The following is an 18,817-nucleotide window of genomic DNA, read 5'->3' on the forward strand; positions in this document are numbered from 1 at the left end:
CCCCCTTTCAAGCCTTCATGGCGGCAGCACCTTGCTGCACCGCCAAGACAATGTTTTGGTAACCCGTGCAGCGGCACAAATTGCCTTCGAGCATGTCGCGGATTTCGTGGGCCGAAGCGTCTGGCTTTTTCTGGCACAGGTCGACGGCGCTCATCACCATGCCGGGGGTGCAAAAGCCGCACTGCAAGCCGTGGCAGGCTTTGAACGCTGCTTGCATGGGGTGCAGCGTGCCGTCGGCTTGGGCCAAGCCTTCGATGGTGGTGATGTGTGCGCCCTGGGCTTGCGCCAGCAGCACGTTGCACGACTTGACCGAGCTGCCGTTCATCAGCACGGTGCAAGCACCGCACTGCGCAGTGTCACAGCCCACATGGGTGCCGGTGAGTTGCATGTGTTCACGGATGGCCTGGACCAACAAGGTGTTGGGTGCGGCGTCGAGGGTCACGGCTTTACCGTTGACGTGGAGAGAAACCTGCATCGATGTGTCCTTTTGATTTCAAGCCGCGTGCATCAAGCGCCACAGGCGATAAGGGGTCAGCGGCATTTGCAGCTGGGGGGCCAAGTCGGCACGGCCATGGCGGGCCAGGGCGTCGGCCACGGCATTGACCACGGCGGGTGTGGCACCGATGGTGCCCAACTCGCCCACGCCTTTGACGCCCAAGACGTTGTTTTTGCACGGGATGCTTTGGTCCATCTCGGTGACAAACAGGGTGGGCATGATGTCGGCGTGCGGCACGGCGTAGTCCATCAAGCTGCCGGTGAGCAGCTGACCGGTCTCGTCGTCGTACACCACATGCTCGAGCAGCGCCTGGCCAATGCCTTGCACGGCGCCACCGTCGAGTTGACCGCGCACGATCATGGGGTTGATGACACGGCCCACGTCGTTGACCGAGGCATAGGCCACCACCTGCACTTCGCCGGTTTGAGGGTCGAGTTCGACCTCGCACACATGGCAGCCATTGGGCCAGGTCGGACCTTTGGCGGCGGTGGTGGAGTTGAGTTCAATGCGCTGGTTGGGTTGGGCACTGGCCAACTCGGCCAGGCTCACCTTAAGGTCGGTGCCTGCCACATGGAAGCTGCCTTGTTCGTAACGCAAGTCTTGCGGTGCGGCCTCAAGCGCTTGGGCGGCCAGCTCTTGGGCTTTGTCCAGCGCTTGCTTGGCACCCACGCTCACAGCAGAACCACCGGTGAACAGCGAACGTGAACCGGCGCTGCCAAAGCCGTTGCCACGGTCGGTGTCGCCCATGACCACGCGCACTTGCGACAGGGGCACGCCAAACACATCCACCACCAGTTGCGCCAGCGAGGTGGCAATGCCCTGCCCCATGGCGTTGACGGCGGTGAACACCTCGATCACGCCATCGGCCAGCACTTGCACATGCACGTTTTCTTCCAAGGCATTGCCGCCCGTCCACTCCAAGAACGTGGCCACGCCCAAACCGCGCCACAGGCCTTGTTGGGCCGACGCAGCGGCGCGCTGCTCAAAGCTGTCCCAATGCGCCAGGGCCAAGCCTTGGTCCATGATGGACTCGAAGTGGCCCACGTCATAGGTTTGGCCCATGGGGTTTTTGTAGGGCATCTGCGAGGGCTGCACAAAGTTGCGACGACGCAGGGCAATGCGGTCGATACCGGTTTGGCGCGCCGCCTCGTCCATCAAGCGTTCGATGTTGTAGATCGCCTCGGGGCGACCCGCACCCCGGTAGGCGCCGGTGCTGGCGGTGTTGGTCAACACGCCGGTGAAGTGGAAGTCGATCAGCGGAATGTCGTACACGCTGGTTTGCACCCAGGGGCCAATCAACAACTGAATGGCCACACCGGTCATGACGGCGTAGGCGCCCACGTTGGCGTTGTTTTCAATGCGCAGGGCCAAAATTTTGCCGCTCGCGTCCAAGGCCAGCGAGGCGTGCGATTCGATGTCACGCCCGTGCGAGCTGCTCAAGAAGTCTTCGCTGCGGTCGGCAATCCATTTGACGGGCAATTGCAAGCGGTGCGCGCAGTAAGCCACCACCAGGTCTTCGGGGTAAGGGCCGGTCTTCATGCCAAAGCCGCCACCCACGTCCCCCACCACCACACGCACTTGCTCAGGGTTGAGGCCCAACAAACCCGCCACCGCACCGCGCACGGCGGTAGGCATTTGCGAGCTCATGCGCACCACCAGACGACCGGCGTCGATGGAAGCCACCACGCTGCGGGGCTCAATGGTCAAAGCGGCCAAGCGCTGGTTGGTGATGTCGAGTTCGACCACATGGGCCGCCGAGGCAAAGGCTTTGGCAGCGGCTTCGCGGTCGCCATAACGGGTTTCGGCCACTCGGTTATCGGGCGCGTCAGAAATCAAAGGCGCGCCGGGCTTGAGGGCATCGGTCAGCGTCACCGCGCAAGGCAGCTCGTCAAAATCGATCTGCACGGCCTCTGCCGCGTCACGCGCTTGTTGTTCGGTGTCGGCCACCACGGCCACCACGGGTTCGCCCACGTAGCGCACGCGGTCCACCGCCAAGATATGACGCACCGGCGTGGCGGCGGGCGTGCCGTCTGCACGCGTGAAATTGGCCACGCCAGGCATGGCAGGGCGACCTTCGTCGACCAGCTGCTGGCCGGTGACAACCAGGCGCACACCGGGCATGGCCTGCGCGGCGGAGGTGTCGATCGACACAATGCGTGCATGGGGATAAGAAGAGCGCACAAAGCACAAACGCGTTTGGCCTTGCGGCGTCACGTCGTTGGCGTAGATGCCCGCACCTTTGAGCAACTGCTCGTCTTCCAGTCGTTGAACAGCTTGTCCGCTGCCAAACCGTGTCGTTGTTGAGACCAAGTTCAAGCTCCCGTGGGTTGGTTAACTGCAACGAGTGTATCGCCCGAAGAATGCCCCGGTGTCACACAGGTGTGTCAAACACCACGAGGAGCCTATGCAGGTGTTGATAATTTGTTCATCCCCCAATCAATCCCCTCACAACCCGTGGAGCACTGCTTTGACATCCCCCAAAAAACGCCCAACACCTGCCCACAACTCACCCCGCATCGGCATCGTCGGTCTCGGAATCATGGGCGGCATCATGGCCGAAGAGTTGTTGCGCCAAGGCTTCAAGGTCTGTGGCTTTGACATTGCGCCTGCCGCCAAAGCACGGCTCAAAAGCCATGGCGGCAAGCCCTTGGCCAGCGTGCAAACGGTGAGCGACCAATCCGACATCGTGATCGTGTCGCTGGCCACCTCCCATGCCTTGCAGCAAGTCACGCAAGCGCTGGCGGACGCCGCAGCCAAGAGCAAGCACACGCCCTTGGTGATTGAAACCAGCACCTTGCCCTTGGCCGACAAGATGCATTGCGCAAAAGCGCTCAAAGCCGTGGGCGTGACCGCGCTGGACTGCCCCATCAGCGGCACCGCCGTGCGCATGAAAGACCGCGCCTGGACCATTTATGCCAGCGGCCCCAAAGCCGCCTTTCAACAAGCCTTGCCGATCTTGAATGCCTTCACCGACAGCGTGCCGCACGTGGGTGCTTATGGCAACGGCACCAAGATGAAGTACGCCGCCAACCACTTGGTGGCGATTTACAACGTGGCCTACGCCGAGTCGGTGACGCTGGCACGCAAGATGGGCTTGGACCCGCAGCAAATGCTGGACTTGTTTGGCCCCAGCCCTGTGCTCGGCACGGGCGTGATGCGCTTGCGCATGGACATGATGGTCAAGCAACAGTACACGCCGCCCACCATGAAGGTGGAGGTGTGGCAAAAAGACATGCAGGTGATTGGCGACATGGCCAAGTCGCTGCACTGCCCCACCCCAGTGTTCAACGCCTGTGCCTCGGTTTACACCGCGGCCATGGCGCAAGGCTTGGCCTTGCATGACACGGCGTCCACCGCCGAGGTGTTGGGACGCATGGCGGGGTTGGAGAGCCCCAAATCTGCCAAGTAATTTCAGGGCTTGAGCGCTCTGCTCAGCGTGCGGATGCTTTAGCAGCAGCCTTCGGTGCTGGTGCTTTGGCAGCAACCTTTGGTGCTGGTTTGGCCACCCGAGGGCTTGGTTTGCTTTGGGCCGAAGTGACTTTGGCCTTGGCTTTGGGGACACGGCCTTTAGCCGCTTGTTTCAACGCTTTCTCAGCCGCCTCGATCAGCGGCAACTCTTCACGCACGGCCTTGTAGGCATCCAGGGCCGCAGGCCCACCGCAGTACAAAAACGAATGCAGTAGCAACTCGCGCAGCTCGGTGCGGGTGACACCGTTGCGGATGGCACCGCGCAAGTGAATGCGCAATTCCGCTGGACGGTTCAAGGCAATGCACATGGACAGCGTGGCCAAGCTGCGGTCACGCAGCGACAAGCCCGGGCGCGTCCACACACTGCCCCAGGCAAATTCGGTGGCCACTTCTTGAAACGGCATGTTCAAGTCGTTGGCGTTGTCAAACGCTTTTTGCACATAGTCGGGCCCCAACACTTGGGCCCGCATGGCCAGGCCGGCTTTGTAGGCGGCGCTGGGGCTTTTTTTCTTGGGGCGTAGGGTGGGTTTGGCTGTGCTCATGGGGTGTCGCTTTTTAAAAAAGGTCAATCGGCTTTGATGTTGGCAGCGCGCACCACGGCGCCCCACTTGTCGATTTCGGTCTTGATGTAGGCCGCGAATTGCTCGGGCGTGTCGCCCACCGGCAAGGCGCCTTGCTGGTTGAGTTTTTCCGCCACGTCTTTTTGTTTCAAGATGTCCACGATCTCTTGGTTCAAACGCGTCACGATGGCTTTGGGCGTTTTGGCCGGGGCCACGATGCCCACCCATGAATAGGCTTCATAGCCGGGCACACCGGTTTCGGCGAGGGTCGGAATATCGGGCAATGACGGCAAGCGTTTGGCACTGCCCACGGCCAAGGCTGTGAGCTGGCCTGAGCGGACCTGGGGCAACACCGAAGGAATGCTGCTGTAGAGCATCTGCACCTGACCGGTCAGCAAGTCGGCCAAGGCAGGGCCTTGCCCTTTGTAGGGCACGTGCACGGTTTGCACATGGGCCATGGTGTTGAACAACTCACCCGCCAAATGGCCCGAGTTGCCGCTGCCGGGTGAGGCAAAAAACAACTGCTGCGGTTTGGCCTTGGCCAGGTTCACCAAGTCGAGGGTGGTTTTCACCGGCACCGAGGGATGTACCACCAACAGCAGCGGGTAGTTCACCAAGTTGGTGATGGGCGAGAAGTCTTTGGTGGGGTCGTAGGGCAGCTTGTCATACAGGCTGGGGTTGACCGCCATGGGGCCAGCAGCGGCCACCGCCAAGGTGTAACCGTCGGCGGGCGACTGCATCAGGGCTTGTAAACCCACAATGCCGTTGGCACCGGCCTTGTTGTCGACCACCACCTGTTGACCGAAACGGTCGCTGAGTTTTTGGGCGATCAAACGGGCAATCACGTCGTTGCCGCCACCGGGCGGAAACGGCACGATCAAGCGAATGGGTTTGTTCGGGTAGTTTTGCGCTTGCACCGAAGTGGTGGCCAAGCCCAGCAGCGCCAAAACCAAACACAGCAGACGAGACAAAGTGGGTGTCATGGTGGGCCTCAGTTTGCTTTGATGTTGTTGTCTTTCGCCACCTGCGTCCACAGGACAATTTCAGAGGCGATGAATTTGGAGAAGTCTTCCGGGGTGTTGGTGTACGGAATCACCGACATGCCACTGATGCGTTTTTTCACATCGGGCAGTTCAATCACACGCGCCACCTCTTCTTGCAAGCGCTTGACGATGGCCGGGGGCGTGCCAGCGGGGGCCAGCAAGCCGTTCCACAGCGAGGCTTTCAAGTCGATGCCCAACTCCGACAAGGTGGGCACGTTGGGAAAGTCTTTCAAACGCTCGGCCGAGGTGACGGCCAAGGGTTTGACACGGCCACTTTGCAGCCCCACGTTGGCCGGGCCCACATCGGCCAAGGTCATGGTGACGTCGCCCGTCATCACTGCGGTGACCGAGTCGTTGGCACCTTTGTAGGGGATGTACATGAAGCGGCCACCGGTTTTGTTGTTGAACAGCTCGGTGATGAGCTGAAACGAGGCCGAACTGGCACCGTAGTTCGATTTGTCGGGGTTCTGCTTGGAGAACGCCACCAGCTCTTGCACCGACTTGACCGGGTTGTTGGCATTGACCAGCAACACCATGGGCGAAATGCCCACCAGCGTGACAGGCGCAAAGTCTTGTGGGCCATACGGCAACTTGGCATACAGCGCGTGGTTGAACACCATGGGGCCACTCGCGCCCATGAGCAAGGTATAGCCATCGGGCTTGGCCTTGGCCACATAGGTGGAGCCGACGATGGCGCCCACGCCGGGGCGGTTTTCCACCACCACGGGCTGGCCCAAAGAGGCAGCCAGTTTTTCGGCCACGATGCGTGCCAACACGTCGGTGCCGCCGCCTGCTGAGTAGCCCACCACCATGGTGATCGGGCGTGTGGGGTAGTCGGCGGTTTGAGCCGTCGCGCTGCTCAGGCACAGACCTGCCAACAGCGACGCGGTGAATGCGAAGGTGTGAGAAAGACGCATGCTTGTTTTCCTATTCCATGAAAGGGAGACGAATTGAAACGAGGTCACTGCAAACCGATTTGCACATTCAGCACCGCTGATTGACCGGCGTCCAGCGCTTGCAAGCAACGCGCAATGGCAGCAGGCACCTCGGCCGGGTCGCTGACGCATTCGCCATACGCGCCGAAGGCTTGGCCAATTTGTTCGAAGTGGCGTTCATGGCCTTGCAAACGGGCTTGAAATTCGTCGCTCTGCACGGCGGCACCCTGTGGGTAGACACGCACCACCGCCTCTTTGACCGCTTGCCAGCCCCCGTTGTCGAGCACCACGGTGAAGATGGGCAAGCCGTAGCGCTGCGCCGTGGCGTACACCGAGGTGGGGGTGGAGAAATGAAAGCCGCCATCGCCCACGATCTGCACCACGCGGCTGCCGGGCTTGGCCAGCTTGATGCCCAGGGCCATGCCGCCGCTGTAACCCAAACCGCCGCCTGCACCGGCGATCATGCTCAAAGGCTCGGTGCGCGGGATTTGGTTGAGCACAGCAAACGTGTTGCGAATGGCTTCGTTGACCACCACGTCGTGCGGCTCAATCGCGGCGCCCAGGGCCGCACACAGATAGGCAGGCGAAATAGCGCCCACTTGGCCGGGGCTAAGCGCGGCTTGCTGCAAAGCGGCGACACGCGTTTGCTGAGCCGCACGCATGCGCGCCATGCGGGTGGCCACGCGCTGGTGAAAGGCCGCATCGGCTTTGGCGCGCACGATGGTGGCCACTTGGCGCAGCACCGTGGCGCAGTCGGCCTGCACGCGTACATCGGTGGCAAAGCCCCACATCGGAAAGTCTTTTTTGACCGTGTCCACATCCACATGGCTCCAGCGGGTGTGGGGCTGCGGCTTGGCGTATTTGGGCAACCACGGCACATCGACATCGAGCAGCCAACCCACATCGGCCTGGGCCAGCCCCACCGAGGGGTCAAAGCCTGCGAAGCACGGCGATTCGCGCGAGATACACAAGTAGCTGGGGCTGAACTCAAACACCTGAATGCCACACAACTCGGCCAAATCTTGCAGCGCATGCACAGCCTCCGCCTTGCGTCCCAAATAGGCGGTCACCACCATCGGGTGTTCAGCGTGCAGCAGTTGCTCAGCCAAGGCGTGGGCGCAAGTCTCGTCTACGCCCCCAGCATGCACCGCACCGTAGCGCGACTCGGGGTAAGACTGCACCGCCTCGGGCGCCCAGGTTTCGGCCAGCACTTCGCGTGGCAGCGTCAAAAACACCGGCCCCGGCGGGTCGCTTTGCATCACGGTATGGCCACGACGCAGCACCTCTTTGGTGGTCACGCCGGTGGGCAGGTTGTATTCCCATTTCACATACGAGCGCACCAAGCTGCCGATGTCAAACGGGTCTTGCACAAAGTGGACATAGTTGTCGCGTGAACCTTCCAACTCACCATGCACTGTGAAAGGTGCCTTACCGGCCATCAGCAGAACAGGCAAACGGCCACGGAACATGTTGTGCATGCCCATGGCGGCGTTGGCGGTGCCCGCGTCGACATGCACCATCACCGCTTGGCCACGCCCGGTGACGGCCGCAAAACCTGCCGCCATGTGAATGGCCACGTTTTCGTGGGGGCACAACATGACTTGGGCGTGGGCTTTGCCTTGCTGGTCCCATTGCGCCAGGGCCTCGATCAAGGACACATGGTCGGTGCCAAAGTTGGAGAAGATGTAGTCGATGCCTAAATCGTTCAAGCCCTCCAGAAAATAGTGTGCGGAGGTGGGCAATGGAGAGTCAGACATGGGTGGTGCAAACGCGTCAGTAATTCGTAAGCATGCTACCAATCATGACTTTGCCTCACGGCTAGGGGATTCCCTAGAATTTAGCCATGAAGAAAGTCACCGCCCTCCTCGTTTGTTTGCTGCTTCAGCCACTCGGTCATGCCGCATGGGTGTATTTCGACGATGGCCATGGCAGCTCTGACGATTACTACGAATCAACCATCACCCCACAAGGCAAGACCACGGTGGTGAAAACATTCAGCGCCTTCTCCATCGTCAATCGGCTGCCTTTGTATGACGCCAAGGTCAAAGGCAAAGTGAGCCAATTGGTGAAGTTCGGTTCAGAACAATCGTCGTATGAGTTTGATTGCAAAGAGCAAACGGTTCAGCTCAAGAGCCGGGTGTTTTACGCGGACCGCGAAGGCAAGTTACCCATCATTTCGTACAAAAACAACGACAAAGTGATTGAGAACGACAACTCAGACTTTGCCAAGCAATTTCAAAAGAAACCGATCTATTCGGACCAGAGCAGAAACTTGAAGCTCATGGCTCTGGCCTGCAAATGAGTGGCTAATGCCAGATGGCCACTTGGTTTCGGCCCGCCTTTTTGGCTTGGTACATGGCAGCATCGGCGTGTTGACACAAGACATGGACCAGCGCTGACTCATCGTCAACGCGCACCTGCTGGGGGTGGTACGTGGCAATGCCTAGGCTGATGGTGATGTGGATCACTTCGTCAGAGGGCAGGAAAAATTCTTTGCTTTCAACGGCTGTGCGCAAACGATCACACACCTCATGGGCCTGGTCTTCATCGGTCTCGGGCAGCACCAGCATGAACTCCTCTCCACCGACGCGACCCAGGGTGTCAATTTTTCGCAACTGGACTTGGCAGGTCTTGACCAAACCTTGCAGCACCAGATCACCCACATCATGGCCATAGTCATCGTTGACGCGTTTGAAATGGTCAATATCCACAATGACAATGCTCAATGGCAAATGGTGGCGTTGGCTGCGTGAAATCTCCAGCCGTGCGCGATTGAATGCCTCGGCACGACTGAAGGCCCCAGTCAGTGAGTCGGTTTGTGAAATTCTTTTCAACTCTCGGTTGGCCAGCTCCAGGCTGATGACCACATTGCGAATCAGCACAATGCCTAAAAAATGCGCACTGGCGATCATGGAAAAAATCAACGCTTCCACGCCTGTGACGCTTTGGTGGCCGTCCAAGGTCCAGAGCATCAAGGCACGGCGAAATGTCAAGGCCACGAGCCCCAAAGCCAGCAACAACCAACCCCAACGGTATTGGCTGGAATGCACATACAAATCCAGTGCGACCACGGCAGCCAAAATCTGCAGCAGCAAAGATGCGCCATAAAAAAAGGTGAACAAATCGGGCATAGAGGTACAGGTCTGGACGACTTGTTCAGCGCATGAAGTTTTCAGCGAACTTGGCTTTGACCCGTGCTTCGGAAATTTCAATGACGCCTTGCTTGACCAGTTGCGCCAAGCTTTGATCCAAAGTTTGCATGCCTGCCGCGCTGCCAGTCTGAATGGCTGAGTACATTTGCGCCACTTTGCCCTCACGAATCAAATTGCGCACCCCAGAAGTGCCCACCATGATTTCAAATGCAGCCACGCGCCCCTTGCCGTCTTTGCGTTTGCACAAAACTTGAGAGATCACGGCCTCTAGCGACTCCGAGAGCATGCTGCGGACCATCTCTTTTTCCTCTGCTGGAAACACATCAATCAGTCGATCGATGGTTTTGGCTGCCCCCGAGGTATGGACGGTGCCCAACACCAAATGGCCAGTCTCGGCGGCGGTGATGGCCAAACGAACGGTTTCAAGGTCGCGCATTTCGCCCACCAGGATCACGTTGGGGTCTTCGCGCATCGCCGCACGCAGGGCGTTGGAAAAGCTCAGGGTCTGCCCGCCCACCTCGCGTTGGTTGATCAAACAGGTGTTGGGCGTATGCAGAAACTCAACCGGGTCTTCAATGGTCAAGATGTGTTTGGGGTCTGACTGGTTGAGACTGTGAATCATGGCCGCCAAAGTGGTGGACTTGCCAGAACCGGTCGGCCCTGTCACCAACACCAGCCCACGTGGACGACGGACAAACTCAGAAAATACCGCAGGAGCGTGCAAATCGTCCAGGCTGGGAATACCTGCCGGGATGGCACGAAACGCCACCGCTGCACCGCGTGTTTGGTGAAACGCATTGACGCGAAAGCGTGACAGGCCAGTCACTTCAAAAGAGAAATCACACTCCAACTCGCGCTCAAAGTGCTCACGTTGGTGGACGGTCATGATGCTGTAGACCGCTTCACGAATGTCAGCATCGCTGAGCGTGTGGTCAGACAGTTTTTGTAAATCACCATCGACGCGAATGATCGGTGTCAAACCCGCAGACAGGTGCAAGTCAGAGGCGCGTTGCGCCACGCTTTGGGCCAACAAATGTTGAATATTCATAACACCCCTTCTTCTCACTGAGCGTTCAACAAGCCAATGAATGAAGACAGCATAGACGAATCAAACACTCAGGATGCCAATTGACCGAGCGTTGCGTTGTGGCTGAGTGCAAATCAAAAAGACAAAAGGGTTAGCAGCGAAAAGCTGCTAACCCTTGGTCGTTTTGGTCGGCGTGGCGGGATTCGAACTCGCGACCCCTTGCACCCCATGCAAGTGCGCTACCAGGCTGCGCTACACGCCGAAGACATAAATTATAACGCGACTCAGACCGTCTCAGAGAGCAGTTCGCGAATTTGCAGTAACTCTTTGCGAAGAATATGCATGGCCTGATCGTCCACATGAAAAGGTGATGCCAACTCTTGTTCATCAGACACCTCACCATCCACCGTTTCTAAATCCAAGCCGTCTTCGTCTGGCAAGCTCGTGTCATCCACTGAGTCGCTTGCGAGGCGACGACGCTCACGCTCAGACTGCACCAGTTCTTGTAACTTGTTGCGTGCGCCACTGATGGTGAAACCCTGGTCGTACAAAAGATCTCGAATGCGGCGAATCATCAGCACCTCATGGTGCTGGTAGTAGCGGCGGTTGCCACGCCGTTTCATGGGGCGCAGTTGGGTGAATTCCTGCTCCCAATAGCGCAGCACGTGCGGCTTGACGCCACACAAATCGCTCACTTCACCAATGGTGAAGTAGCGTTTGGCTGGGATAGAAGGAAGGAGGGATTTCTCCATGAAATCAGGGGCTTGTAAACGGGAGCGCAGAGGTTACACGAAGATTGCCTCCGCGTTGCCTATTTTTGTCGTTTGCCAAATAAAAAAGTTGACTCAACGCCACACTGTGGAATTTAGGCTTCTAATTTTCCCTGGCCGTCGCCCTGAATTTGCTCTTTGAGTTTGTGGCTGGCGTGAAAGGTCACAGCTCGTCGCGCTTCAATCGGGATGGCTTCCCCTGTACGAGGGTTGCGACCAGGTCGCGGTGCCTTGGTACGAATTTGAAAATTGCCAAAGCTGGAAATTTTCACGTCGGTCCCCTCGACCAGGCTTTGCGCAATAAGGTCAAAGAATGCATCGATCATGTCTTTGGACTCGCGCTTGTTGAGCCCGATTTGCTCAAACAGCAAATCAGCCAGCTGGGCTTTGGTCAGCGCGGGGGATTCGAGGCTCTCGAAGGAAAGTTCCATGGGGTCTTACTGTAAATCGTGACGCATCAAGCGCGCAGGCGTGCAGCCAGCTGGGTGGTCAACTGGGTGACGATGGCCTGAACAACACCTTCAATTTGGGCTTCATTCAGGGTGGCTTCGTCGCTGTTGAGCGTCAAACGAACGGCCAGACTTTTCTCGTCTAACGCCATACCTGCGTTGTCGGTCTTGGGCCGGTACACATCAAACAGAACCGCATGACGCAACAAGCCTTGTGTGGGGGCAGCATGCACTGCGGCCATGAGAGCGGCGTGTGTGACGCTTTCTTTGACGATCACGGCAATGTCACGCTCCACCGCAGGAAAGCGTGCCACAGGACTGGCCACAGGCACTTGACGGTTGAGAACAGCATCAAGCTGGAGCTCGAACATCACTGGCGCCTGGGCCAAGTCCCAACTTTGTCGCCAGCGTGGGTGGAGTTCGCCAACATGGCCCACGACCACGCCATGGAGCAACACCTTGGCACAACGCCCAGGATGCATGGCCGGATGTTCAGCCGCTTCAAACTCAGGCTGCGCAGGCGCCAACAACGCTTGCACATCGGCTTTGACATCGAAAAAATCAACGCCCTGCTCTTTGCTGCCCCATTGCGCGGGATTAACGCTGCCGAACACCACGCCTGCAACGTGCATGGGCTGGTCAAAACCTTGCACTGTGGTGTCTGTGTCTTTGACGGACGGATCTTTTTTGAACACGCGGCCCAGCTCAAACACGCGCACGCGGTTGGCCTTGCGGTCGACGTTGAACTTGACAACGTTGAGCAAAGATCCCAACAAAGATGAGCGCATGACGCTCATCTGACTGGCGATCGGGTTGAGCAGTTTGATGGGGTTGGGGTTGCCTGCGAGTTCATGCTCCCAGCGCTCTTCGACAAAGCTGAAGTTGATGGTCTCTTGGTAACCCAAAGCGGCCAATTGACGGCGCACGGCATGCGGACTGCGTTGCGACTCTAGGCGCACTTTGGCGGTGATGGGGGCGAGTGGCGGTGTGGTGGGCAAGTTGTTGTAACCGACCATGCGTGCAACTTCTTCGATCAAGTCTTCTTCGATCTGCAAGTCAAAGCGGTAAGACGGCGCTTGCACAGTCACCACCCCATCGCCCTCGGTCACGGGCAATCCTAAACCGCGCAAGGCGTCGACCACGCGTTGTTGCGTCAAAGGCATGCCAATGACTTTGGCCGCACGTGCCACACGCAGGGTGACCTCTTGAGCAGCAGGCATATTGATTTGTTGGTCGATCACTGGACCTACGGTGGTCTGAGGTGTACCGCAAATGTCGATCACCAGTTGGGTGATGCGCTCGATGTGCTCGACGGTCAGCTGCGGATCCACACCGCGTTCGAAGCGATGCCCAGCGTCAGTGCTGAAGTTGAAGCGACGTGAACGGCCGGTGATGGCCGAGGGCCACCAGAAGGCCGCTTCGATGTAAATGTTTTGCGTGCTGTCGCTCACGGCAGTGGCGTCGCCACCCATGATGCCTGCGAGCGATTCGACTTGGGTGTCGTCGGCAATGACGCCTACCTTGTCGTCGAGCGTGACGGTGTTGCCGTTCAAGAGTTTGAGCGATTCGCCCACTTTGCCCCACCGCACGTCGAGACCTCCGTGGATTTTGTCGAGGTCAAAAATATGCGAGGGACGGCCCAACTCAAACATCACGTAGTTCGAGATGTCGACCAAGGGGCTGACGCTGCGTTGGCCACAACGGGCCAGACGATCGACCATCCATGCAGGCGTTTGGGCTTGCGTGTTGACGCCACGCACCACACGACCGGAGAAGCGACCACACAAATCGGGCGCACTGATCTTGACAGGCAATTGATCGTGGTTGCTCACGGAGACGGCTGGAAAACTCGGTGCTTTCAAAGGCGCACCAGTCAACGCAGAGAGTTCGCGTGCAATGCCGTAGACACTCAAGCAATGCGCCAAATTGGGCGTGAGCTTGAGAGTGAGCAGTGTGTCATCGAGCTGGAGGTATTCGCGGATGTTTTGCCCCAAGGGCGCGTCAGCAGGCAACTCCAACAAACCACCATGGTCGTCGGCAATTTTGAGTTCTTTGGCGGAGCACAACATGCCTTGGCTTTCCACGCCGCGCAGTTTGCCCACTTTGATTTTGAAGGGTTTGCCATCCTCGCCTGGGGGCAGCTCGGCGCCGACCATGGCACATGGAATTTTGATACCCACGCGCGCGTTGGGTGCACCGCACACGATGTTGAGCAAGCTGCCTTGCCCCACGTCAACTTGGCACACGCGCAAGCGGTCGGCATCGGGGTGTTGGACGGCTTCTTTGATTTCACCCACCACGATGCCGTTGAAAGGCGGCGCCACGGGTTGAAGGTCTTCCACCTCGAGACCTGCCATGGTCAAGGTGTCGGCCAGCTGTTGGGTTGTGAGATAAGGGTTGCAGAATTCGCGCAACCAGGATTCGGGGAATTGCATGGTGAATCTCGTGTCGGTGGGCGAATTACTGGAACTGGCTCAAGAAGCGAATGTCGCCATCAAAGAACAGGCGCAAGTCGCTGACGCCGTAACGCAGCATGGTCAAGCGATCGGTGCCCATGCCAAAGGCAAAGCCAATGTAGCGCTCGGGATCGAGACCCATATTGCGAATGACATTGGGATGGACTTCGCCAGAGCCAGCGACCTCCAGCCAACGCCCGGCCAATGGCCCGCTGGCGAACTGAATGTCGACCTCAGCGCTGGGTTCGGTGAATGGGAAAAAGCTGGGGCGGAAACGCAGCACCAAGTCATCGGTTTCGAAGAAGGTGCGGTAGAAGTCGGTGAAGACAACTTTGAGATCTTTGAAGCTCACGTTCTCGCCCACCCACAGACCTTCGCATTGATGGAACATGGGTGAATGGGTGGCGTCACTGTCGACACGGTAAGTGCGACCGGGTGCAATGACTCGGATTTCAGGCATGACCTGCCCCGCATCCATCAAGGCTTGGTAACGCTTGACATGTTGCACCGCATGGCGGATTTGCATCGGACTGGTATGGGTGCGCAACAAGTTCGGGGCCTCAGGGCTGCCACCTTCGACATAGAAGGTGTCGTGCATGGAGCGTGCCGGATGATCTTGCGGTGTGTTGAGTGCGGTGAAGTTGAACCAGTCGGTTTCGATCTCTGGGCCCTGAGCCACATCAAAACCCATCGAACCAAAAATGGCTTCGATGCGCTCAAGCGTCAATGACACAGGGTGCAAACCACCTGCTGTGCGCGTGCGTCCAGGCAAGGTGACGTCAAGGGCTTCGGCTTTGAGTTGGGTCTGGAGTTCGGCATCGGCCAAGGCTTGACGGCGTGCGTTCAACGCTGCCTCAATGGCTTGCTTGGCAACGTTGATGACCGCACCGCGCGACTTTTTTTCTTCCACGCTCAAGGCAGCCATGCCCTTCATCAACTCGGTGATGCGGCCTGATTTACCCAAAAACTGGGCCTTGGCGTTTTCAAGATCGGCCGGGGTGGCGCTTTGTGCAAACAAGGCCTGTGCGCTGGTGACCAAAGAGTCCAACTCGTTCATAGGAATTCGGAGGTAAAAAACAAAAAAGGGATTGAAGCTGGTTGCAGCTTCAATCCCTTGGCTGGTGGGTACGTTACGGTGTTGCGAAAGCGCTCAGCCGCAACGTGACCTCAGCGGGCATCAAGCAGCCAGCTTGGCTTTGACTTGGTCCACGATGTGGCTGAAAGCAGCCATGTCGTGCACGGCCAAATCGGCCAACATCTTGCGGTCGATTTCGATCGCAGCCTTTTTCAGGCCGTTGGCAAACTGGCTGTAAGTCAAACCACACTGACGTGCAGCGGCGTTGATACGGGCAATCCACAACTGACGGAACACACGCTTTTTAGTGCGGCGGTCACGGTAGGCGTATTGACCAGCCTTCATCACCGCTTGTTTAGCGATGCGGAAGACATTACCGCGGCGACCGCGGAAACCTTTGGCTAAAGCCAGAACTTTTTTGTGACGGGCACGGGCCGTAACACCACGTTTAACGCGAGGCATATTTTTTCTCCTTGTTCGTCAGTTAATTACAGGCCAGTCTTTGGCAGCATTTGTGCCATGTGACCCATGTTGGTCTCATGCACAGCCACTGAGCCGCGGAGGTGACGCTTGTTCTTGGTGGTCTTCTTGGTCAAGATGTGACGTTTGAAGGCTTGACCGCGCTTGACGGTGCCACCTGGACGAACGCGGAAGCGCTTTTTAGCGCTGCTTTTGGTCTTCATTTTGGGCATGTGAATGCTCCTATTATTTGTGCTCGTGAGGCGCCTGCGCACCGATGCGCAGTCTTGTTAGCCCCGAGACACTAATTCACCACCAATTTACGCAGCATCTGCCGAAGCAGCTTCTGCGGCGGGTTTGGCGGCGCCACCCGATTTCTTCTTGCCAGGCGCGATCATCATGATCATTTGACGCCCTTCAAGTTTGGGGAACTGTTCAACCACGATCAGGTCCGCCAACTCATCACGGATACGCTGTAACAGCGCCATACCGATTTCTTGGTGCGTGATCTCACGGCCCCGAAAGCGCAATGTGATCTTGCATTTGTCACCGTCATCCAAGAAGCGCTTGATGTTGCGCATCTTGATGTTGTAGTCACCATCATCGGTACCAGGTCGGAATTTGATTTCCTTCACCTCGATAACTTTTTGCTTGGACTTGGCTTCCGCCGCCTTCTTTTGCTCTTGGTACTTGAACTTACCGTAGTCCATCAATCGACAGACAGGCGGAACTGCTGTGGCAGCAATTTCAACCAAGTCAACATCGATCTCACCGGCCATGCGCAAGGCTTCAGCCAAGCTCACAATGCCCAGGGGCTCGTTGTCAGGACCGGAGAGACGGACTTCCGGGGCCATGATTTCCCGGTTGAGGCGGTGTTTGCGTTCCTCGCGCTGGCGGCGATCGCGAAATTCTGTAGCGATGGTGACTATCCTTAAAAATCAAAAACAAACCGACACACGTGTGCGACGCACAACTCTTGGCAATTTCTAGGTGAAATCAGCTTTTGAGAGCGATGTCTGAGGCGATCTTTTGAGAGAACGCTTGGAGAGACATCACACCGAGGTCTTGATTGCCTCGGGCGCGCACTGCGACGGCACCAGCTTCCTTCTCTTTATCGCCTACGACCAAGATGTAAGGAAGCTTTTGCATTGAATGCTCTCGTATTTTATACGTGATTTTCTCATTGCGCAGGTCTAAATCGACCCTAAGCCCTTGATTTCGCAGCGTTTTCGCAACTTCTTGGGCATATTCAGCCTGCGAATCGGTGATATTGAGCACGGAAACTTGAACTGGCGCCAGCCAGGCAGGCAGTGCGCCGGCATGTTGCTCGATCAAGATACCAATGAATCGCTCCATGCTGCCCACAATGGCGCGGTGCAAGATCACGGGGCGTTGGCGCGAGCCATCTTCAGCGACGTACTCAGCATCCAGACGCTCAGACAGGTTGAAGTCCACCTGAATCGTGCCGCATTGCCACTCACGGCCAATCGCATCTTTGAGGGTGTATTCAATTTTGGGACCGTAAAAAGCGCCATCGCCTTCAGAGATCACAAACTCACAACCTGAGTGACGTAGGCTGTCCATCAACGCCTTTTCAGCCTTGTCCCACAAGTCGTCCGACCCGATACGCGCTTCAGGACGGGTAGAGACTTTGTACAAAATGTCGGTGAACCCAAAGTCTTCATAAACTTTTTTGAGCACTTTGGTGAAGGTGTCGCATTCGGGCAAGATTTGATCTTCAGTGCAGAAGATGTGGCCATCGTCTTGTGTGAAACCACGCACGCGCATGATGCCGTGCAAACCACCCGATGGCTCGTTGCGATGACATTGACCGAACTCACCGTAACGCAGAGGCAAGTCGCGATAACTTTTGATGCCTTGCTTGAAAATCAAGATGTGCCCAGGGCAGTTCATGGGCTTTAACGCATAGTCGCGCTTTTCGCTCTCGGTGGTGAACATGTTGTCACGGTATTTATCCCAGTGACCTGTTTTTTCCCACAACGACTTATCAATGATTTGAGGGCCTTTGACCTCTAAGTACCCGTTGTCACGGTAGACCCGACGCATGTACTGCTCAATGGTCTGCCACACGGTCCAGCCTTTGGGGTGCCAAAACACCAAGCCCGGCGCGTGTTCATCGATATGGAACAAATCCAACTCGCGGCCCAGTTTGCGGTGGTCACGTTTTTCAGCCTCTTCCAACTGCTTGAGGTAGAGCTGCAAGTCGTCTTTGCTGCTCCAAGCCGTGCCATAAATGCGTTGCAGCATTTCATTGCGGTGGTCACCGCGCCAATAAGCACCGGCCACCTTCATGAGCTTGAAGTGTTTGAGCTTGCCGGTGCTGGGCACATGAGGTCCACGGCAGAGGTCTTCAAAATTGCCTTCGCGGTACAAGCTCACATCCTCGTTGGACGGAATGCTCGCAATGATCTCTGCCTTGTAGTGCTCGCCGATCCCTTTGAAATAGGCAACCGCCTCATCGCGTGGCAACACACGACGCACGACGGGCTCATCTTTGTTGGACAACTCGGTCATGCGCTTTTCAATGGCCACCAAATCTTCCGGCGTGAAACTGCGGCTGTACGAAAAGTCGTAGAAAAATCCGTTCTCGATCACTGGGCCGATGGTGACTTGGGCCTCAGGAAACAACTCCTTGACCGCATAAGCCAGCAAATGCGCTGTCGAGTGACGGATCACCTCTAAGCCTTCGGCGTCTTTGGCGGTGATGATGGCCAAGCTGGCATTGCCGTTCATGGTGTAGCTGGTATCCACCACTTTGCCATCGACCTTGCCCGCCAATGCTGCCTTGGCCAAACCAGAACCGATCGAAGCAGCCACTTCGGCCACGGTCACTGGACCTGGGAACTCACGTTGCGAACCATCGGGAAGAGTAATCTGAACCATGTGTCTGAAAAGTAAAAAAGCGC

The 18,817-nt window shown here is 57.4% G+C and carries 18 protein-coding genes and 1 tRNA gene; 2 read left to right on the plus strand and 17 right to left on the minus strand.

From position 1 onward, the window contains the following. Nucleotides 1–7 precede the first annotated feature (7 nt). Both B9Z39_RS10055 and B9Z39_RS10060 read right to left on the minus strand, forming a co-directional pair. Nucleotides 8–475, minus strand: a complete 468-nt coding sequence (locus B9Z39_RS10055) for a (2Fe-2S)-binding protein (RefSeq protein ID WP_100144316.1) — start codon at nucleotides 473–475, stop codon at nucleotides 8–10. A gap of 18 nt (nucleotides 476–493) precedes the next feature. Continuing rightward, on the minus strand, nucleotides 494–2,806 hold the full coding sequence (locus B9Z39_RS10060; RefSeq protein ID WP_369908125.1) for a xanthine dehydrogenase family protein molybdopterin-binding subunit: 2,313 nt from the start codon (nucleotides 2,804–2,806) through the stop codon (nucleotides 494–496). Nucleotides 2,807–2,963: 157 nt separating this feature from the next. Here B9Z39_RS10060 and B9Z39_RS10065 point away from each other — a divergent pair, with 157 nt between their 5' ends. Then, nucleotides 2,964–3,905 (plus strand): NAD(P)-dependent oxidoreductase, encoded by a 942-nt coding sequence (locus B9Z39_RS10065; RefSeq protein ID WP_158269487.1) that lies wholly within the window; start codon nucleotides 2,964–2,966, stop codon nucleotides 3,903–3,905. A 22-nt stretch (nucleotides 3,906–3,927) separates the two neighbouring features. Here B9Z39_RS10065 and B9Z39_RS10070 read toward each other — a convergent pair whose 3' ends face one another. From B9Z39_RS10070 to B9Z39_RS10085, 4 genes are read right to left on the minus strand one after another with little or no spacing between them, the layout of a single operon-like run. Then, nucleotides 3,928–4,506, minus strand: a complete 579-nt coding sequence (locus B9Z39_RS10070) for a carboxymuconolactone decarboxylase family protein (protein ID WP_108301620.1) — start codon at nucleotides 4,504–4,506, stop codon at nucleotides 3,928–3,930. Between the two features lie 23 nt (nucleotides 4,507–4,529). Then, a complete protein-coding gene (locus B9Z39_RS10075) occupies nucleotides 4,530–5,507 on the minus strand; it encodes a tripartite tricarboxylate transporter substrate binding protein (protein ID WP_108301621.1) in 978 nt (325 codons plus the stop codon). 8 nt (nucleotides 5,508–5,515) lie between these two features. Beyond that, complete coding sequence (locus B9Z39_RS10080) at nucleotides 5,516–6,484, minus strand: tripartite tricarboxylate transporter substrate binding protein (RefSeq protein ID WP_158269488.1); 969 nt, start codon at nucleotides 6,482–6,484, stop codon at nucleotides 5,516–5,518. Between the two features lie 44 nt (nucleotides 6,485–6,528). Further along, a complete protein-coding gene (locus tag B9Z39_RS10085; protein WP_108301623.1) occupies nucleotides 6,529–8,259 on the minus strand; it encodes a thiamine pyrophosphate-requiring protein in 1,731 nt (576 codons plus the stop codon). Nucleotides 8,260–8,345: 86 nt separating this feature from the next. Here B9Z39_RS10085 and B9Z39_RS10090 point away from each other — a divergent pair, with 86 nt between their 5' ends. Continuing rightward, the gene (locus B9Z39_RS10090) at nucleotides 8,346–8,804 is read left to right on the plus strand and encodes a hypothetical protein (RefSeq protein WP_108301624.1); all 459 of its coding nucleotides are present in this window, start codon (nucleotides 8,346–8,348) and stop codon (nucleotides 8,802–8,804) included. A 4-nt stretch (nucleotides 8,805–8,808) separates the two neighbouring features. Here the strand turns inward: B9Z39_RS10090 and B9Z39_RS10095 are convergent, their stop codons facing one another. From B9Z39_RS10095 to thrS, 11 genes are all read right to left on the minus strand, one after another. After that, entirely contained in the window at nucleotides 8,809–9,633 is an 825-nt protein-coding gene (locus tag B9Z39_RS10095) for a GGDEF domain-containing protein (protein ID WP_108301625.1), read from the minus strand. A gap of 25 nt (nucleotides 9,634–9,658) precedes the next feature. Further along, nucleotides 9,659–10,702 (minus strand): type IV pilus twitching motility protein PilT, encoded by a 1,044-nt coding sequence (locus B9Z39_RS10100; protein WP_108301626.1) that lies wholly within the window; start codon nucleotides 10,700–10,702, stop codon nucleotides 9,659–9,661. A 164-nt stretch (nucleotides 10,703–10,866) separates the two neighbouring features. Beyond that, nucleotides 10,867–10,943: transfer RNA gene (locus B9Z39_RS10105), tRNA-Pro, on the minus strand. A 22-nt stretch (nucleotides 10,944–10,965) separates the two neighbouring features. After that, entirely contained in the window at nucleotides 10,966–11,433 is a 468-nt protein-coding gene (locus B9Z39_RS10110; protein ID WP_108301627.1) for a MerR family transcriptional regulator, read from the minus strand. A gap of 113 nt (nucleotides 11,434–11,546) precedes the next feature. Further along, nucleotides 11,547–11,882 (minus strand): integration host factor subunit alpha, encoded by a 336-nt coding sequence (locus tag B9Z39_RS10115; RefSeq protein ID WP_100144269.1) that lies wholly within the window; start codon nucleotides 11,880–11,882, stop codon nucleotides 11,547–11,549. Nucleotides 11,883–11,908: 26 nt separating this feature from the next. Beyond that, complete coding sequence (pheT, locus tag B9Z39_RS10120) at nucleotides 11,909–14,335, minus strand: phenylalanine--tRNA ligase subunit beta (RefSeq protein ID WP_108301628.1); 2,427 nt, start codon at nucleotides 14,333–14,335, stop codon at nucleotides 11,909–11,911. A gap of 25 nt (nucleotides 14,336–14,360) precedes the next feature. After that, complete coding sequence (gene pheS, locus B9Z39_RS10125; protein ID WP_100144265.1) at nucleotides 14,361–15,413, minus strand: phenylalanine--tRNA ligase subunit alpha; 1,053 nt, start codon at nucleotides 15,411–15,413, stop codon at nucleotides 14,361–14,363. Nucleotides 15,414–15,533: 120 nt separating this feature from the next. After that, nucleotides 15,534–15,893 carry a 50S ribosomal protein L20 gene (rplT, locus tag B9Z39_RS10130; RefSeq protein ID WP_100144263.1) on the minus strand — a complete coding sequence of 120 codons (360 nt, stop codon included), beginning with the start codon at nucleotides 15,891–15,893 and terminating at the stop codon, nucleotides 15,534–15,536. 26 nt (nucleotides 15,894–15,919) lie between these two features. Then, a complete protein-coding gene (gene rpmI / locus B9Z39_RS10135) occupies nucleotides 15,920–16,123 on the minus strand; it encodes a 50S ribosomal protein L35 (RefSeq protein WP_100144261.1) in 204 nt (67 codons plus the stop codon). Nucleotides 16,124–16,210: 87 nt separating this feature from the next. Continuing rightward, on the minus strand, nucleotides 16,211–16,819 hold the full coding sequence (gene infC, locus B9Z39_RS10140) for a translation initiation factor IF-3 (RefSeq protein ID WP_100144259.1): 609 nt from the start codon (nucleotides 16,817–16,819) through the stop codon (nucleotides 16,211–16,213). 67 nt (nucleotides 16,820–16,886) lie between these two features. Next, on the minus strand, nucleotides 16,887–18,794 hold the full coding sequence (gene thrS / locus B9Z39_RS10145; protein WP_100144257.1) for a threonine--tRNA ligase: 1,908 nt from the start codon (nucleotides 18,792–18,794) through the stop codon (nucleotides 16,887–16,889). Nucleotides 18,795–18,817 lie beyond the last annotated feature (23 nt).

Source organism: Limnohabitans sp. JirII-29, from assembly GCF_003063395.1.
In the GTDB taxonomy this organism is placed as follows: Bacteria; Pseudomonadota; Gammaproteobacteria; order Burkholderiales; family Burkholderiaceae_C; genus Limnohabitans.

Coding starts and splice junctions, on each gene's coding strand:
- B9Z39_RS10085 (WP_108301623.1), bottom strand. CDS start 8,259: ATGTCTGACTCTCCATTGCCCACCTCCGCACACTATTTTCTGGAGGGC.
- B9Z39_RS10115 (WP_100144269.1), bottom strand. CDS start 11,882: ATGGAACTTTCCTTCGAGAGCCTCGAATCCCCCGCGCTGACCAAAGCC.
- B9Z39_RS10100 (WP_108301626.1), bottom strand. CDS start 10,702: ATGAATATTCAACATTTGTTGGCCCAAAGCGTGGCGCAACGCGCCTCT.
- rplT (WP_100144263.1), bottom strand. CDS start 15,893: ATGCCTCGCGTTAAACGTGGTGTTACGGCCCGTGCCCGTCACAAAAAA.
- B9Z39_RS10095 (WP_108301625.1), bottom strand. CDS start 9,633: ATGCCCGATTTGTTCACCTTTTTTTATGGCGCATCTTTGCTGCTGCAG.
- pheS (WP_100144265.1), bottom strand. CDS start 15,413: ATGAACGAGTTGGACTCTTTGGTCACCAGCGCACAGGCCTTGTTTGCA.
- rpmI (WP_100144261.1), bottom strand. CDS start 16,123: ATGCCCAAAATGAAGACCAAAAGCAGCGCTAAAAAGCGCTTCCGCGTT.
- thrS (WP_100144257.1), bottom strand. CDS start 18,794: ATGGTTCAGATTACTCTTCCCGATGGTTCGCAACGTGAGTTCCCAGGT.
- B9Z39_RS10090 (WP_108301624.1), top strand. CDS start 8,346: ATGAAGAAAGTCACCGCCCTCCTCGTTTGTTTGCTGCTTCAGCCACTC.
- pheT (WP_108301628.1), bottom strand. CDS start 14,335: ATGCAATTCCCCGAATCCTGGTTGCGCGAATTCTGCAACCCTTATCTC.
- B9Z39_RS10070 (WP_108301620.1), bottom strand. CDS start 4,506: ATGAGCACAGCCAAACCCACCCTACGCCCCAAGAAAAAAAGCCCCAGC.
- B9Z39_RS10110 (WP_108301627.1), bottom strand. CDS start 11,433: ATGGAGAAATCCCTCCTTCCTTCTATCCCAGCCAAACGCTACTTCACC.
- B9Z39_RS10080 (WP_158269488.1), bottom strand. CDS start 6,484: ATGCGTCTTTCTCACACCTTCGCATTCACCGCGTCGCTGTTGGCAGGT.
- B9Z39_RS10055 (WP_100144316.1), bottom strand. CDS start 475: ATGCAGGTTTCTCTCCACGTCAACGGTAAAGCCGTGACCCTCGACGCC.
- B9Z39_RS10075 (WP_108301621.1), bottom strand. CDS start 5,507: ATGACACCCACTTTGTCTCGTCTGCTGTGTTTGGTTTTGGCGCTGCTG.